This is a genomic window from Bartonella vinsonii subsp. vinsonii (assembly GCF_902825235.1).
GTDB classification, from domain to species: Bacteria; Pseudomonadota; Alphaproteobacteria; order Rhizobiales; family Rhizobiaceae; genus Bartonella; species Bartonella vinsonii.
Genome location: NZ_CADEAJ010000001.1, coordinates 512,983 through 526,719 on the forward strand (window position 1 = coordinate 512,983; position 13,737 = coordinate 526,719).

General features: G+C 39.6%; 16 protein-coding genes and 3 pseudogenes. 7 read left to right on the plus strand and 12 right to left on the minus strand.

Going from position 1 to position 13,737, the window contains the following annotated elements:
* The 4 genes and pseudogenes from efp to J7R12_RS02150 form a co-directional block, all read right to left on the minus strand.
* Nucleotides 1-573: an elongation factor P gene (gene efp / locus J7R12_RS02135; protein ID WP_004862819.1), complete on the minus strand. Its 573-nt coding sequence runs from the start codon at nucleotides 571-573 to the stop codon at nucleotides 1-3.
* A 501-nt stretch (nucleotides 574-1,074) separates the two neighbouring features.
* Nucleotides 1,075-1,358, minus strand: a pseudogene (locus tag J7R12_RS02140) (helix-turn-helix domain-containing protein).
* 385 nt (nucleotides 1,359-1,743) lie between these two features.
* Complete coding sequence (locus tag J7R12_RS02145) at nucleotides 1,744-2,142, minus strand: hypothetical protein (protein WP_126603991.1); 399 nt, start codon at nucleotides 2,140-2,142, stop codon at nucleotides 1,744-1,746.
* A 143-nt stretch (nucleotides 2,143-2,285) separates the two neighbouring features.
* On the minus strand, nucleotides 2,286-2,456 hold the full coding sequence (locus J7R12_RS02150) for a hypothetical protein (protein WP_164713716.1): 171 nt from the start codon (nucleotides 2,454-2,456) through the stop codon (nucleotides 2,286-2,288).
* A 393-nt stretch (nucleotides 2,457-2,849) separates the two neighbouring features.
* Between J7R12_RS02150 and J7R12_RS02155 the strand changes: the two are divergent.
* A pseudogene (locus J7R12_RS02155) lies at nucleotides 2,850-3,008 on the plus strand (integrase); the annotation flags it as partial.
* A 92-nt stretch (nucleotides 3,009-3,100) separates the two neighbouring features.
* Here the strand turns inward: J7R12_RS02155 and J7R12_RS02160 are convergent.
* From J7R12_RS02160 to J7R12_RS02190, 7 genes and pseudogenes are all read right to left on the minus strand, one after another.
* Nucleotides 3,101-3,466 (minus strand): annotated as a pseudogene (locus J7R12_RS02160) (helix-turn-helix domain-containing protein).
* 176 nt (nucleotides 3,467-3,642) lie between these two features.
* Entirely contained in the window at nucleotides 3,643-4,680 is a 1,038-nt protein-coding gene (locus J7R12_RS02165) for a tetratricopeptide repeat protein (protein ID WP_126603990.1), read from the minus strand.
* Between the two features lie 160 nt (nucleotides 4,681-4,840).
* A complete protein-coding gene (locus J7R12_RS02170) occupies nucleotides 4,841-5,236 on the minus strand; it encodes a helix-turn-helix domain-containing protein (protein ID WP_126601852.1) in 396 nt (131 codons plus the stop codon).
* A 286-nt stretch (nucleotides 5,237-5,522) separates the two neighbouring features.
* A complete protein-coding gene (locus J7R12_RS09180) occupies nucleotides 5,523-5,810 on the minus strand; it encodes a type II toxin-antitoxin system RelE/ParE family toxin (protein WP_126601850.1) in 288 nt (95 codons plus the stop codon).
* Complete coding sequence (gene relB, locus J7R12_RS02180; protein ID WP_126601848.1) at nucleotides 5,810-6,001, minus strand: type II toxin-antitoxin system RelB family antitoxin; 192 nt, start codon at nucleotides 5,999-6,001, stop codon at nucleotides 5,810-5,812. The genes J7R12_RS09180 and relB overlap by 1 nt, the downstream gene beginning before the upstream one ends.
* A gap of 255 nt (nucleotides 6,002-6,256) precedes the next feature.
* The gene (locus J7R12_RS02185; RefSeq protein ID WP_126601846.1) at nucleotides 6,257-7,066 is read right to left on the minus strand and encodes a TIR domain-containing protein; all 810 of its coding nucleotides are present in this window, start codon (nucleotides 7,064-7,066) and stop codon (nucleotides 6,257-6,259) included.
* Between the two features lie 47 nt (nucleotides 7,067-7,113).
* Nucleotides 7,114-7,821: a thiamine phosphate synthase gene (locus J7R12_RS02190; RefSeq protein ID WP_126601844.1), complete on the minus strand. Its 708-nt coding sequence runs from the start codon at nucleotides 7,819-7,821 to the stop codon at nucleotides 7,114-7,116.
* A gap of 112 nt (nucleotides 7,822-7,933) precedes the next feature.
* Here J7R12_RS02190 and J7R12_RS02195 point away from each other — a divergent pair, with 112 nt between their 5' ends.
* Together J7R12_RS02195 and J7R12_RS02200 are read left to right on the plus strand one after the other, a co-directional pair.
* A complete protein-coding gene (locus tag J7R12_RS02195; protein ID WP_126601842.1) occupies nucleotides 7,934-9,079 on the plus strand; it encodes an OpgC family protein in 1,146 nt (381 codons plus the stop codon).
* 165 nt (nucleotides 9,080-9,244) lie between these two features.
* Nucleotides 9,245-9,763, plus strand: coding sequence for a DUF1465 family protein (locus J7R12_RS02200; protein WP_126601840.1), 519 nt, complete (start codon nucleotides 9,245-9,247; stop codon nucleotides 9,761-9,763).
* A gap of 96 nt (nucleotides 9,764-9,859) precedes the next feature.
* Here the strand turns inward: J7R12_RS02200 and J7R12_RS02205 are convergent, their stop codons facing one another.
* Nucleotides 9,860-10,219, minus strand: a complete 360-nt coding sequence (locus J7R12_RS02205; RefSeq protein ID WP_197721511.1) for a helix-turn-helix domain-containing protein — start codon at nucleotides 10,217-10,219, stop codon at nucleotides 9,860-9,862.
* Between the two features lie 568 nt (nucleotides 10,220-10,787).
* Here J7R12_RS02205 and ruvC point away from each other — a divergent pair.
* The 4 genes from ruvC to ybgC all read left to right on the plus strand — a co-directional run bounded on the left by ruvC (nucleotide 10,788) and on the right by ybgC (nucleotide 13,681).
* Nucleotides 10,788-11,297 carry a crossover junction endodeoxyribonuclease RuvC gene (gene ruvC / locus J7R12_RS02210; RefSeq protein WP_126601838.1) on the plus strand — a complete coding sequence of 170 codons (510 nt, stop codon included), beginning with the start codon at nucleotides 10,788-10,790 and terminating at the stop codon, nucleotides 11,295-11,297.
* Nucleotides 11,298-11,310: 13 nt separating this feature from the next.
* Nucleotides 11,311-11,928 carry a Holliday junction branch migration protein RuvA gene (gene ruvA, locus J7R12_RS02215; RefSeq protein WP_126601836.1) on the plus strand — a complete coding sequence of 206 codons (618 nt, stop codon included), beginning with the start codon at nucleotides 11,311-11,313 and terminating at the stop codon, nucleotides 11,926-11,928.
* 13 nt (nucleotides 11,929-11,941) lie between these two features.
* The gene (gene ruvB, locus J7R12_RS02220) at nucleotides 11,942-13,033 is read left to right on the plus strand and encodes a Holliday junction branch migration DNA helicase RuvB (protein ID WP_126601834.1); all 1,092 of its coding nucleotides are present in this window, start codon (nucleotides 11,942-11,944) and stop codon (nucleotides 13,031-13,033) included.
* A gap of 213 nt (nucleotides 13,034-13,246) precedes the next feature.
* Nucleotides 13,247-13,681 (plus strand): tol-pal system-associated acyl-CoA thioesterase, encoded by a 435-nt coding sequence (gene ybgC, locus J7R12_RS02225; RefSeq protein WP_126603989.1) that lies wholly within the window; start codon nucleotides 13,247-13,249, stop codon nucleotides 13,679-13,681.
* Nucleotides 13,682-13,737: the final 56 nt, after the last annotated feature.

Below are 13,737 nucleotides of genomic sequence, written 5' to 3' on the forward strand. Positions count from 1 at the left end.
TTATCCTTTTTCATTCGCACGACGCAAATAAATCAATTCGTTGGTGTCGACAATGATACGTTCACCGGCATTAATAAAAGGTGGTACAAGAATCCGCATACCATTTTCAAGAATGGCAGGCTTATAAGAAGATGTCACCGTTTGCCCTTTGATGGCAGGATCAGCTTCTGCAATCGTTACAGTGACTTGATCTGGAAGCGAGATGCCAATGGGTTTTTCTTGATAAAGTTCAACGGTAACAGTCATCCCATCTTGGAGAAAAGCAGCGCGCTCACCAACAAAGTCTTTCTGCAATTCAAGTTGTTCATAAGATTGCGAATCCATAAAAACCAAAGCATCCCCTTGTTCATAAAGAAAAGTAAAATCCTTTTGTTCAAGGCGTACGCGTTCAACCGTTTCAGCAGCACGAAAGCGTTCATTGAGTTTTGTACCATCAATCAAATTTTTCATTTCAACTTGATTAAAGGCACCACCTTTTCCTGGTTTTACAGCATTGCATTTCACAGCAACCCATAAGCTTCCTTGGTGCTCAATTACATTACCAGGACGAATTTCATTGCCATTAATTTTCATCGTTTCTATCCAATTCCATTCTTGCAAAAAGAACTCTCTATCCTTACGGCAATCCCCCCTCGTTGTCTTGCGGCGAGCTCTTTTGCTGTTTAGTGGTAAGCCCCTTTGTTATCCTTGCGGTAGGCTCTCCCACGGCTTTTATGAAGCGCTTTTTGCTTTTTTGCCGTGGGCGTTCTCATGCTCTTTGCAAAGAAAAAAGCCTTGATCAAGTTCTCCCAAAACCCCCCCTCTCTGTTCTTACTTTTCAACTCTTTGCAAGACCATAAAAAATGCGAAGACGCAAGCCCTTTAAAAATTTGCACAAAAATTTTTTAGAATTTTTGGGGGAATTTATCTCGTTGTGTCGTAAAATATCATAATTGATGGCAATGATATAAGTTCCGTAAAACCATGAGATGTTTTTAATTGAGAATATGTGATGAATATTTGAGGACGGAGTTTGTTATAGTGTTTCATGTGATAGAGCTTGGTGTGTACTATCGTATGATGTTAGCTTGCATTTTAATCAGAGATCAGCGGTAAAATGGCTCTTTGTTTCATCGAGGTTAGAACTCTAAATCTTTTGAGCAGCAGGTATTCCCTATGCTTGATGCGATTTCATCAGGAGGCTGGTGTTTTTTTAAGAGATCAGCATAAAAAAAGACAAGCGAAACATTCAAGATATTATAGGCAATTTCTTTTAAGTGCCTTGCACTGACACGATTTAATCTTGTTTCATATTTTTGAATTTGTTGGAAGTTGACACCTAAATGGTGCTCTAATTCTTTCTGAGACATTTTCAACATTTTTCGCCTAAAACGAATTTTTTTGCCAATGAACTTGTCAATAAAAATGTCGTTATGAGGATTTTACCAATATCCTAGAAAATGCTACATGGAATATAGAAAGCTATTCAGCTGCTTCAATCGCAGATAAGCCAAGTTTTGCATCTACATCTTCACATAATAATTCGCTAGGGTATGGAGCATTTTTCATTTTTTTATTACTCTTCTTTCCTTAAATCTTAAAGCCATAACTTACATTATTTTGTATTGTTACAATATATAATGAGATTTATTCGCTCTGGCTAAAATGAGGGTTTTTATTGAGGTACAAATCTTTTTGCTTTTCGCAAGAACTTTTAAGTCTTGACGTTTAAAATATAGATAACGTTCACATTAAATAGCGGGTTCATCTAGGACGAGTACTTATATGAGCACGTGGCTCTCCGGCAACATTATACTGAAGAAGAGATACTATAGCTCTATTATTTAATCGTATTCTATAACTCAAATTTACGCCCATATTTTTCTGCTTTTGAGGTTGATCTGTGTAGATCACATTATATTCATTCTGTCGCAACAGATTGATAAATAAAGGAGTAAAATTGTCTACTGTATCATTTTTCTTTATAAGAAGTGTGGTTGTAGCAGGTGGTAAAGATCTTTTTATATTGCCAATGAAATCGCTAGCGACTAATTTTGCTTGATGTTTCGTAAGACTTTGATCAACATAATTTGATGAATAACTGCCTACAGATGCGCATCCCGCCACCAACACAACCGGTGGCAGCAATAAATATTTTAACATCTTAATCCCCCTTACTATTGCTAGGCTCTCCTGAGAAGTTTCTATTCCAGAAATAAGAGCAACTTTATTCATAACTACACTAACAACATATCGGGTTTCAATCAAGCGGCAATTAATCAATGAATAATGGCTACAGCTTTAATTTAAGCTGCTTGAAGTGTTTCTTGCGGCGTATATTTTAATAAACTGCTGCTTTTAGTGATTGCGATAAAAAGCAATTTTTGTGTTTGCATGTTAAGATCACGTCTTCCATCATCATTATAAAATGATGCTTTAGGCGTTGTTTCAGATCGACCAAATAAATTTTCAAGCATTGTTTTTTGAAGGCTACCTTTTTAAAATACGCATGAATGCTTATCCTGTTTATTGTAAAATACTATCGTTTGAGGTGTGCTGCTATAAGGCATAAGACTTTGAACATGTGATGTTTTGATGAGAATGTGTAGTGAATATTTGAGGGAGAGCTTGACCGGATAATTTTGTAAAATGTACCACATGAAATGGGAAGCTAAAAGAGTGCCGTTCTGAGAAGACAACACATTGATTTATAATGATAATTTACTGTTTTGCATATTGAATGAGACCCCCGAATATTGTAAGATTTTCTCATCTCAAATCATCTTATGTTCAATCAATTAAAGTCACTTACTTGCACGTCATAAGCGGGGTTATCGTGTGGATAAAAAACCGTTTAGAAAGGAACAAAAATGCCTTTAATGAATCGTCTTAATGCAAGGGCTGTCGCAACATTGGGAGCTGGCAAATATAATGATGGCGCTGGCTTGCACCTTCATAAGCGTAAAGATGGGGGTGCTCAATGGCTTTATCATTATACCATTCATGGGAGGCGTCGTGAAGACGGATTGTTTACCAACTGGATAGGGAAGGGATTTTTGTCCTTTGAGGTATGTGAGGCAAGTCAAGAACAGAGAGTGTAGCGCCTCCCTATATCATGATGTTAAAAGTTCTCATTCTGATCAGCGATGAGCTGTAGGATGGCTCTTTTTTTGACAGCATTTAAAACTCTAAAGCTTTTAAAAAGCAGATATTCTTCTTTGCTAGAGATAATTTTATCATGATGGTGTGGAGGTTCTTGTTTTGTGAGGATATCCGCCTAAACAAGAAATTGGGGTATCGAGTCTCTCAGAAATTTCCTTCAAACGCCTAGTATTTACACGATTTAATCTTGTTTCATATTTTTGAATTTGTTGGAAGTTGACACCTAAATGGTGCTCTAATTCTTTCTGAGACATTTTCAACATTTTTCGCCTAAAACGAATTTTTTTGCCTATAAAATGTCGTTATAAAGGTCTTGTGTTTGTATTTCCACGCCGGTTGCGAGCACTCTCTTATGCGTATTTTGGGAGCTTGAAAATACTGAATTCGAATCAGCCTTTTTTGCTTTTAGTGCTTAAAGCACCTGAACAGTGCAAAAATTCTCAGAATTTCTATAAATTTTATCTCTTGGAAGTAAAAAACAGTATTGCTCTTGGAGCATTCTTAAAAAATAGGGAGGAGTTTTATTGCCTCTTTTTGCGCTTTTTCCAATTGTGTATTGTTCATCCCTTGGAGCATCATTTCAAGGTCAGGCGCTTCCATTTTCGCTTGCTTGGCAAGTATATACCATGCGGCAGCCATGATGATATCGCCTTTTGTGCCTATTCCATCCCGATAAAGCCTTGCAAGAGAAATTTGTGCTGGGGGGATCATGTCGTGCGCATGACCCAGAAGCAAACGAAAAGCACGTTGAAAATCGGTTTCTCCGCCACGCCCTTGCACAAGCCATTGTGCCAAAAGAATTTGCGCTTCAAAATGTTTGTTTTGCGCAGCAGCTTCCATGAGTTTGCGTGCATTACGGTCATCCTTTGGCCGTGTTAATGTGCCGGTGGCAAGTATTCTTGCGGCGGCAAAAGCAGCATTAGCATCACCAAGGGCAGCGCCTTTTAAAAACCATTTTAAAGCTTGTTCTTTTGCTTCACTTTCACGGTTTTGTGAGGAAACACCAGGAAGAGCCTGCTTTTCACGAGAGGCTTTGTAGAGAAGCATTTGTCCATAATAAAAATAGGATTCTTTTACACCAGCCTCTACGGCTTTTTGAATAAACTGTCCGCCAAGTTCTTGATTTTGTGTAATAAAATGACCATCAAACAACATAAGACCATAGCGCAATTGCGCTTGTGGTTCCCCTTGTTTTGCGGCACGCCCATACCACAAAGCGGCGCGTGCGCCATCAATAGGAACGGCGCATCCTTCCATATAAATGCGCGCAAGAAGCGTTTGTGCAAAAGGATCATTTTGCTCTGCACGTCTTAGTGCTTCACGAAAAGCTTTCAAATAATAGCCTTGGATGTAATAGTCATAGGCTTGATCATATTGTCCTGCTTGTAGGGGCTGGAATGGTTCTTTTGTCTCTGAAGATTCTTGAATAGTATTGAGGGAATGCTCAAGATTCGAGGCTTCTTCGGTGATGTTAGCAGAGCTTTCAACAGTGGTTGCAAGCCAAACCACTATCAGAATAAAAAAGCTTCTTTTTATCATGCCTTTTTTTATCATGGATGCTCTCTCCCCATCACAAGTGGGAATTTTTACATTTTTTCATCATCATTTCAAGCATGATCAAAGGAGGAGCAGAAATGATTTTTTCCATTGAATGCTTATGAATGGAGAGGGGAGTGCTTTTCCATGCTTGTTCAAACTTTTACTTTTGATCAGAGATTAACTGTAAAATTGCTTTTTGTTTTACAGAATTCAGAACTCTAAAGCTTTTTAAAAGCAGATATTCTTCTTCGCTCGAGATGATTTCATCATGATGGTATGGGGGCTCTTGCTTTGTTAAGATCTCCGCATAAAAAAAGGAAAGTGGTACGTTGAGAATATTGGCAATTTCGTTCAAACGCCCAGCACTTATACGATTTAATCCTGTTTCATATTTTTGGATTTGTTGCGCGCTTACTCTCAAGTGGTGCCCTAATTCTTTCTGAGACATTTTCAGCATTTTTCGCTTAAAGCGAATTTTTTTACCTATAAAAGTGTCGTGAAAAAGGTTTTTAGTTTGCATTTTACTCCCCCCCGCCGGTTGCGAGCGCCCTCGCATTGGTATTCCGGGAGCTTGAAAATACTGAACCTAACTCAGCATTTTGCTTTTAGTGCTTAGAGCACCTGGACATAGCAAAATCTCCCAGAATCATGAGATAGTTGCAAAGCGGGAGAATTTTATGTTTGAGTTTTCGGGTTTTTAGATCCCTATTGGTCGTTGCGTATACGACCAAAACCACCTTTTTAGTCATAAAGGAATTTCAGGGAATTTACAATGAAAATGAAAAAAGTTTCTGTAATTTATAGTTTCTTAAAACGGAGAGGTGATGTGTTTTGCAATTAAATCAAATAGAGAGTGGAAATTCACGGCGGGCGTGTGCTACGGTAACAATCTCAATTTTCCTTGCCGCTACTCGGTACAATATAAGATAGTTCGGATGCGCTATGATTTCTCGCAATCCTAGCACTCTCTCACTTTGGCGATATAGGTACGGATGCTCGGACAATGGCAGGACACAAGCTTCCAGAAGTTTTTTCATTCGCCGCGCAGCAGACGGATTTTCTCGAGCAATGTAAGTTAAAATTTGACGTAAATCATTGCGCGCCGAAGGCAACCAGACAACTGGTAGCATTAGAATTTCTTCTGTTCAGCTTCAAACTGTTCTATGATAGTTTCCATTTCAGCCATAACTTCATCATGTGCAAGTGCAGGATGTGGATTCGCAAGGCTCATTGCTGCTTTTTCACGGAGCCACGTAGTATAACTGTTTTCCTGTTCAATGGTTTCAAACTCTGAGACGAACGGAGAAAGGGCATTTTTCATGATAGTATTTCCTTTCCACTTTTCTCTATTTTAGACGCTATCATTATTATACATCCACACTCTATTGTCCATAAATTTTTCAATACTCTTTTGGCTTAAACGATAAATTATTACATAAGTTGCTCTTTCACGGAAAGAGATTCAATATTTTCCGCTGGAATACTCCAATTCTTTTTCCATTTTAAAATCGAACAAATCTCTCTCATCTTTATATTCAGGAAATTGTTTCAAATCCTCAGTGGGCGTTGTTTAAATTTAACTGAATGCATCAGCAATTTCTTTTGGACCAATATTAAAACCAGAGGCTTGTAAATGTTGACAAAGCTCTGGAATTGCCTCTTTTACGTGGTTACTGAAACCAATGTATTTAATTCCACTAATATCTGAAGGTTTCTCAATATTTTGGTTTTCTTTTACGAGAATAGCAACATTTTTGCGAGAAAGTGCGGACATTAACATACCCATTTCGAGAATAACATTTTGTCGTGCACGAGGTTTTGCTGCTGTTTCACCGGCAGATTTGGCATAGCCCATGTCATCGGGAGTAAGTAGGACAATACCAAATTTTATCGAACTTTTTTGCGTATTAATTTCTTTTTCTAAAGCTTCAATGATGGTTGAACCATTGCCACTCGTATTTTGCAAGACGTATGGTTCAAGCTTAAGCTTATGAAGAATAAGTTCAAGTTGCTCTAGAGCAGTATGATCATGACCGTGAACGATAAAGATTTTTGGAGAAGGGAGGGGTGAGACATTGGAAGTATCCGTTAGAGAGGAGGGGATTGATTTTTCTGTATATTTAGCTACTCTATACTTAGCCAGCTCTTTTTCTAACTTTTTTTTAACGGTTTTTTCATCGTGACAGAGGACTATTCTTGTGTTTGTAAACCAAGTAATGTATTTTCCCTTAGAAATTTCAATATTATACGCACTCCCAGTGCGACTTCGTGGGGACCCAGCGAAAGTTGGTTCGCATGTAATGTCTATGATTTTATATCCAGCTTTGCGAACTATCTCTTGAAGCTCTTCAAACGTTCCATCATGTCTTAGGTGATCCTCATCCATTTCTGTCCCCCTCAGTATTATAAAGCATTCATGATAGAATCTGTGTATCACAGGGGGGATTTTTTACATTTTTCTTGCATCATTTCAAGTATTATCAAGGGATTGTCGTGGGTAAAAATGATTTCTTCAACAGCGATAAATTCACAAGCGGTTTTGAGCACTTCATCAAAACTTGCAAAATCGCTCCCCGCCTGAACAATGGCAGGGATTTCCATCACTTCTGCCCACCACTGTCCTAACTGCACATTGCGCGGGTGTGCATGTGGTTTTTTATCAGCACCAAGTTTTCCAAACAGCAGATAATCTACGCCGGTTTCTCCAGCAAGCATGGCGCTATGGCGATTGCGCAAATTTCCAAAACCTATGATTTTTTGCTCCTTTTTCTGATTTTCAAGGTTTGCAAGAGTGTTAAGATCACCCTCTACATGCAAGCCATCCGCCTTTATTCGTCCGGCAATGCGGCTGTCACCCGCAATGAGAAGGGCAATATCATTCCCTTGAATATCTTCTCTATAGATTTGCGCGCGTTTTTGTAAAAAAGCTTCATCATCTTGGGAATCATAGAGAATAACGCATGCAAAAGATTTTGTTTGCGTGCTTTGAGTTTGCGAGGTTGGGGTGTGCAAGAGTTGGCGCAAAAGCTCAGAATCTAAAGCGCGTCGAACATCTAATGTCAAAACCAATTGAGGATAGGATTCCGTTTGAGAATGCGATTCAAGATGCGATTCAGGCGGTTTATTTTTTTGTTTTGTCATGCAAAGTCCTTGATTTTAAAAATAAACTTGACTTTTAAAAATAAAATTTCATCATATAAGCGCGCTTTGCTAAAAGCGAACGATCTCTTTTGTTGCGTATGGGGGTCCGTTTATGAGTATCCAAGCCGTTTTTAAGCATAAAACACATCCTTCTTATCGTGATACACGCATTGATGTTTTTCGTTCTTTAGCTTTATTGACGATTTTCATCAACCATATTCCCGGAACCTTATACGAACATATCACACATAAAAACTTTGGTTTTTCTGATTCAGCAGAAATCTTTGTTTTGCTTTCAGGTGTTTCGCTTGGATTAAGTTTTCATGCGTATTTATCTCGAGAGTCTTTTATTTTTATTGTTCGCAAACTTTGGCAGAGGGCTTTGCAGCTTTATGGAGCCTATCTTTTTACAACTTTTGTAACGCTCAGCCTTTTTTTAGGAGCCTTCTTATTATGGCGTACAGAGCAACTTTTAACGATGAATAATGTGGGTCTCTTTTATACCCAACCTTTTGTCGCTTTTTTTAGCATTTTAAGCTTGGGGCATCAATTGGGATATAATAATATTCTTCCCCTTTATATGACTCTGATGTTTTTTGCACCTCTTTTCCTTTATTGTAGTTGTAAGCACAAAGGACTGCTGCTTTTGGGTTCATTCATACTCTATCTCATCTGCGGATTGTATGAGATTGCTCCACCTTCTTATCCTTTAGAAGGACAGTGGTTTTTTAATCCTTTGTCTTGGCAATTCTTGTTTGTCATCGGTGTGACTAGCACTTTGTCTCTTAAGCAAGGTAAAACCATCGCTTTTCAGCCTTTTTGGATTATTCTTGCTGTCGGCTATCTTTTGCTTTCGCTGTTGTGGGTTCGCTTGAATTGGTGGGGTGTTTTACAGTGGCTTGGCTGGTCTTCTTCCCCTTTGATGAATTTTAATAAAACTTTTTTAAGCTTGCCCCGTCTGCTCCATGTGATTGCTTTAGCAACTCTGATCCTCTGCTTGCCACGCTTGAGTGCGTGCTTTCGTGTCTCACCACAACATCCCTTAGCTATCTTAGGAAAACACAGTTTACCAGTCTTTGTAACCGGTACGGTGTTTGCTATGTTTGGACAGGTTTTAAAAACAGTGATGACAGGAACGTTTTTTTCCGATACTCTCCTCATTATAAGTGGTATTATAGTGCAATTTGGGGTTGCTTATTATTGTGACAAACGTCACCCTTTGCGGTGGTTTTCTGCAAAGAAACCTGTCAGTTTGTAATGCTGCTCTTAAGACGCGTTAACCTTAGCTTAAGAAGCGCATTGCGCAAGCATTTTAAAAGAGGTACTCAATAAAAAAACGATTTATTACAGTAACAAAAGAAACTTTTTAATTCTCACTTCGTTGAGTATCAGAGTCTTTGTGAGGATATTGGGAGTATAAAGCGTGAGTGCACCTAAACATTCCGATGATGAACCCATCATCATGATTGAACATAGTGCGTTTGAAAATGCCTTTAATCGCCTCTATGAAGAGACGATGACTTTGATTGAAGAAACTGCAACCTATATCGACACCGAAGGTAAATTGGCTGCACGGACTCTTTCAGCAGAAATTTCTGCACTTTATGCAAAAGAAGCTATGTTTCTCAGTACACGACTGATGCAAATTGCTTCTCAACTCCTCCTCCTTCGTGCCGAGCGTGAAGGAGAAATGACACCAGAACAAATACAAAAAGAAATTGCAAAAGTATCACTTCATACACCAACACTGAAATTAGAAAGTGTGCATTGGCAAGAATTACCAGAAGTCTTCCGCAATTTTGTTGCACGTTCCCTTCGTCTCGAAGCACGTATGCAGTATATGCGCACCAATAAAGAAGATGGATTTCCGCATCTCTTAGAAGAGGAAAATCCCGTAGGTAAACAAATCGAATTTCTGAAAACAGCATTTCGGCGTTCTTAGAGAATTTTGTAGCGCGTTTTTTGTCTTCTGCATCACATCAAAATTTATGGGAAAAGCCGTGGCACTTTTGTGCATTGATCTTGCCGGTTCAAAGTTTTACTTCTGATCAGAGATTAACTGTAAAATTGCTTTTTGTTTTACAGAATTCAGAACTCTAAAGCTTTTTAAAAGCAGATATTCTTCTTTACTAGAGATGATTTCATCATGATGGTATGGCGGCTCTTGCTTTGTTAAAATCTCCGCATAAAAAAAGGAAAGTGGTACGTTGAGAATATTGGCAATTTCGTTCAAACGCCCAGCGCTTATACGATTTAATCCTGTTTCATATTTTTGAATTTGTTGCGCGCTTACTCTCAAGTGGTGCCCTAATTCTTTCTGAGACATTTTCAACATTTTTCGCTTAAAGCGAATTTTTTTACCTATAAAAATGTCGTGAAAAAGGTTTTTGGTTTGCATTTCATGCCCCCCGCCGGTTGCGAGCGCCCTCGCATTGGTATTCCGGGAGTCTGAAAACACTGAATCCGAGTCAGCCTTTTGCTTTTAGTGCTTAAAGCACCTGGACATAGCAAAAGCCCCCGGAATCCCCGGGACGCCCACATAGTGGGTTCATTTTCGCGCTCGGATTTTAGGGTTTTCAGTTCCCTATTGGTCGTTGCGTATACGACCAAAATCACCTTTTTAGTCATAAAGGAATTTTAGGGGATTTACAATAAAAATGAAAAAGTTTCTGTAATTTACAGTTTTTCATGAGAGGCTTTGTCTTCAGCGCTACGCTTGGTTTTCAAAAGGCATTTCAATCTCTTTTTTTCTCTTCCCTCTGTATTATTCGTATGTTCCTTTGTTTACGTGTGGAGAAGGTATAAAGGTTTTGAGCTTATGATAGACAATGCCTTTTGAGGTCTGATGCTTCTCTCCATTGAGGTATGTCTATGGGGTTTATGCGCATTGCTAAAGAAGATGTATTTTCTCTTTGTTTGTAAGCGCATCTGTTCAAACATCGCAAAAATGTATAGAGTTCGAATTTATGGCAGAGACGATTCGTATTATAGGCATTGATCCCGGACTACGGCATACAGGATGGGGTGTCATCGATCTTTTAGGAAATCGTCTTCAATTCATTGCAGCAGGGACAGTTTCTTCTCATGTGAAGTGTGACCTTGCTTCCAGACTTTGCCAGCTCTATAGGGGACTTTCAGAGATCATGCATCAATTTATGCCTCATGAAGCGGCTGTGGAACACGTGTTTGTTAATAAAGATGCTACGGCTACTTTAAAACTTGGACAAGCGCGCGCTGTTGCTCTGCTTGTTCCTGCGCAAGCAAATCTTCCCGTTTTTGAATATGCGCCAAATAAAGTAAAAAAATCAGTTATTGGTGTTGGTCACGGTGCTAAAGAACAAATTCATATGATGGTAAAAGTTCTGCTTCCTCGTGCTGAATTTGATAGCAATGATGCGGCTGATGCACTTGCTCTTGCTCTTTGCCATAGCATGCACCGTAGCAGCATTTCTCATCGTTCAAGGATTACAGCATGATTGGGGTTGTAGCATGATCGGTAAATTAAAAGGGACCCTTGAACATATCTTTGATGATCATATCCTTGTGAATGTTCACGGTGTGGGTTATGTGGTTTTTGTGTCAAATCGGCTGCGTCCTTCTTTACCGGCTCTTGGTGAGAGTATAAGTCTCTTTATTGAAACACATGTTCGTGAAGATGCTATTCGCCTTTTTGGTTTTGCTACAAGAGCAGAACAAGAGTGGTTTTGCTTGCTGCAAAATGTTCCTGGTGTGGGGGCTAAGGTTGCTTTAGCAATTTTGGGAACTTTATCACCAGATGAACTTGCACAAGCCATTGCATTAAACGATATTGCCATGATTAGTCGTGCTCCAGGCGTTGGTAAAAAAGTCAGTGAAAGAATTGTTGGTGAACTCAAAAGCAAAGCACTCCCCTTCAATGACAATGCTTCCCATACTGCTCCAATGCATCAGCTGGAGGGGGCACATCAACCAACCAACGAGGCGCTCTCTGCTTTGATCAATCTCGGTTTTGAACGTGATAAAGCAGCCCGTGCTCTTGCTGTAGCGATGAAAGATCTTGAAGGAGAAAATGTTTCCTCTGCTCTGCTTATTCGCCATAGCCTCAAACTGCTTTCTCCTTCCACTTGAGTAAAAGGTAACAATGCATAAAGATGAAGATCAACGCCTTTTGGGTGCCATTCCTCTCCCCAACGATCCAGATCGTTCTTTAAGACCACAAGTGCTTGATGACTTTATTGGTCAAGAAGCGGCACGGGCAAATTTGAAAATATTTATCGAAGCAGCAAAGGCACGCCAAGAAGCACTCGACCATGTTTTGTTTGTCGGTCCCCCAGGATTGGGAAAAACAACGCTGTCACAGATTATGGCAAAAGAATTAGGGGTGAATTTTCGCTCTACTTCAGGACCGGTCATTGCTAAAGCAGGGGATTTGGCTGCCCTTTTGACTAATCTAGAAGAACGGGATGTCCTTTTTATTGATGAAATTCACCGTTTAAGTCCGGCAATTGAAGAAATCCTTTATCCAGCTATGGAAGATTATCAGCTGGACCTTATCATTGGTGAAGGTCCCGCAGCCCGTTCGGTGAAAATTGACCTTGCTAAATTTACTTTGGTGGCTGCAACGACCCGTTTGGGATTGTTAACCACCCCATTACGAGATCGTTTTGGTATTCCAATTCGTCTCAATTTTTATACCATAGAGGAGCTGGAATATATTGTTCAACGCAATGCGCGGCTTTTTTCGGTCCAGATAAGTGATGATGGCGCCCATGAAATTGCACGCCGCGCACGTGGTACGCCACGCATTGCGGGGAGGTTATTACGACGGGTGTGTGATTTTGCTTTGGTCAAAAGGGCGGAGAAAATTGACCGTAAAGTTGCCGATGAAGCCCTTTCGCGTCTTGAAGTTGATCATCTTGGGCTTGATCCCCTTGATCGTCGCTATTTGCTCCTCATTGCAGAGACTTTTTTAGGAGGCCCCGTGGGGATTGAAACAATTGCGGCTGCTCTTTCAGAACCGCGCGATGCTATTGAAGATATTATTGAACCCTATCTTCTCCAGCAGGGCTTTATTCAGCGCACTGCACGTGGGCGAATTCTTACGGAACAAGCTTGGAGTCATTTGGGACTTTGTGCTCCAGTTTCTACAACGTCATCACAAAAACGCACTTTGCCCGATATACAAGACAATTCATCTCTCCAAACAACTTTATGGGATGGAGATGATGACTGAAATATCTCTTAAGTGATAAATGTTTTTCAGAGATAAAAAGACACTGATTGAGGGAAAATGCTTATAAAAATGCTTAAAAATAAGCGCGGGACTGCTGGGCTATTTGGGACTTTATGCTTTCACTTCCACGATTTTAACACAAAAATGCGGTCAACTCCCCGTTGATAGAAGACAATTTACCCCTCCAAAAAATTGTATGGGATGGAGCAGATGATGGAAACATCTTTTTTAAAAGATCATGAAAACCCGTTTCATGATTTTCAAGTGCGCGTTTATGTTGCTGATACAGATTTTTCTGGCGTGGTGTACCATGCACGCTATCTCGAATTTTTTGAACGGGGACGATCAGAATTTTTACGGGATACAGGCTTTAATAACAAGATATTAGCATCAGGTGTTGAAGGTGAAAAACTGTTTTTTGTGGTCCGCCATATGGAAATCAATTTTTTACGACCAGCACAAATCGATCATCTTTTAACAATTAAAACGCGAATTAATGGCATTCAAGGAGCACGCTTTTTTATGGAGCAATGTATTGTGTGGGAGGATATAATGTTGGTAACAGCAAAGGTTGAAATTGCCCTCATTAATGAGACAGGAAAACCACGACGTTTACCTAAAGGGCTTTTTTCGACAATTCTTGTTTAAAAATGGTCGCTGTTCAAAAAGTGAGATTGTATGGGTTCTTTAACCGAAGAGATAGC

Coding starts and splice junctions, on each gene's coding strand:
- J7R12_RS09180 (WP_126601850.1), bottom strand. CDS start 5,810: ATGCTACCAGTTGTCTGGTTGCCTTCGGCGCGCAATGATTTACGTCAA.
- J7R12_RS02165 (WP_126603990.1), bottom strand. CDS start 4,680: ATGATAAAAAGAAGCTTTTTTATTCTGATAGTGGTTTGGCTTGCAACC.
- ruvB (WP_126601834.1), top strand. CDS start 11,942: ATGCATAAAGATGAAGATCAACGCCTTTTGGGTGCCATTCCTCTCCCC.
- ruvA (WP_126601836.1), top strand. CDS start 11,311: ATGATCGGTAAATTAAAAGGGACCCTTGAACATATCTTTGATGATCAT.
- J7R12_RS02185 (WP_126601846.1), bottom strand. CDS start 7,066: ATGGATGAGGATCACCTAAGACATGATGGAACGTTTGAAGAGCTTCAA.
- J7R12_RS02190 (WP_126601844.1), bottom strand. CDS start 7,821: ATGACAAAACAAAAAAATAAACCGCCTGAATCGCATCTTGAATCGCAT.
- J7R12_RS02205 (WP_197721511.1), bottom strand. CDS start 10,219: ATGCAAACCAAAAACCTTTTTCACGACATTTTTATAGGTAAAAAAATT.
- J7R12_RS02195 (WP_126601842.1), top strand. CDS start 7,934: ATGAGTATCCAAGCCGTTTTTAAGCATAAAACACATCCTTCTTATCGT.
- J7R12_RS02170 (WP_126601852.1), bottom strand. CDS start 5,236: ATGCGAGGGCGCTCGCAACCGGCGGGGGGGAGTAAAATGCAAACTAAA.
- efp (WP_004862819.1), bottom strand. CDS start 573: ATGAAAATTAATGGCAATGAAATTCGTCCTGGTAATGTAATTGAGCAC.
- relB (WP_126601848.1), bottom strand. CDS start 6,001: ATGAAAAATGCCCTTTCTCCGTTCGTCTCAGAGTTTGAAACCATTGAA.
- ruvC (WP_126601838.1), top strand. CDS start 10,788: ATGGCAGAGACGATTCGTATTATAGGCATTGATCCCGGACTACGGCAT.
- J7R12_RS02150 (WP_164713716.1), bottom strand. CDS start 2,456: ATGCTTGAAAATTTATTTGGTCGATCTGAAACAACGCCTAAAGCATCA.
- ybgC (WP_126603989.1), top strand. CDS start 13,247: ATGGAAACATCTTTTTTAAAAGATCATGAAAACCCGTTTCATGATTTT.
- J7R12_RS02145 (WP_126603991.1), bottom strand. CDS start 2,142: ATGTTAAAATATTTATTGCTGCCACCGGTTGTGTTGGTGGCGGGATGC.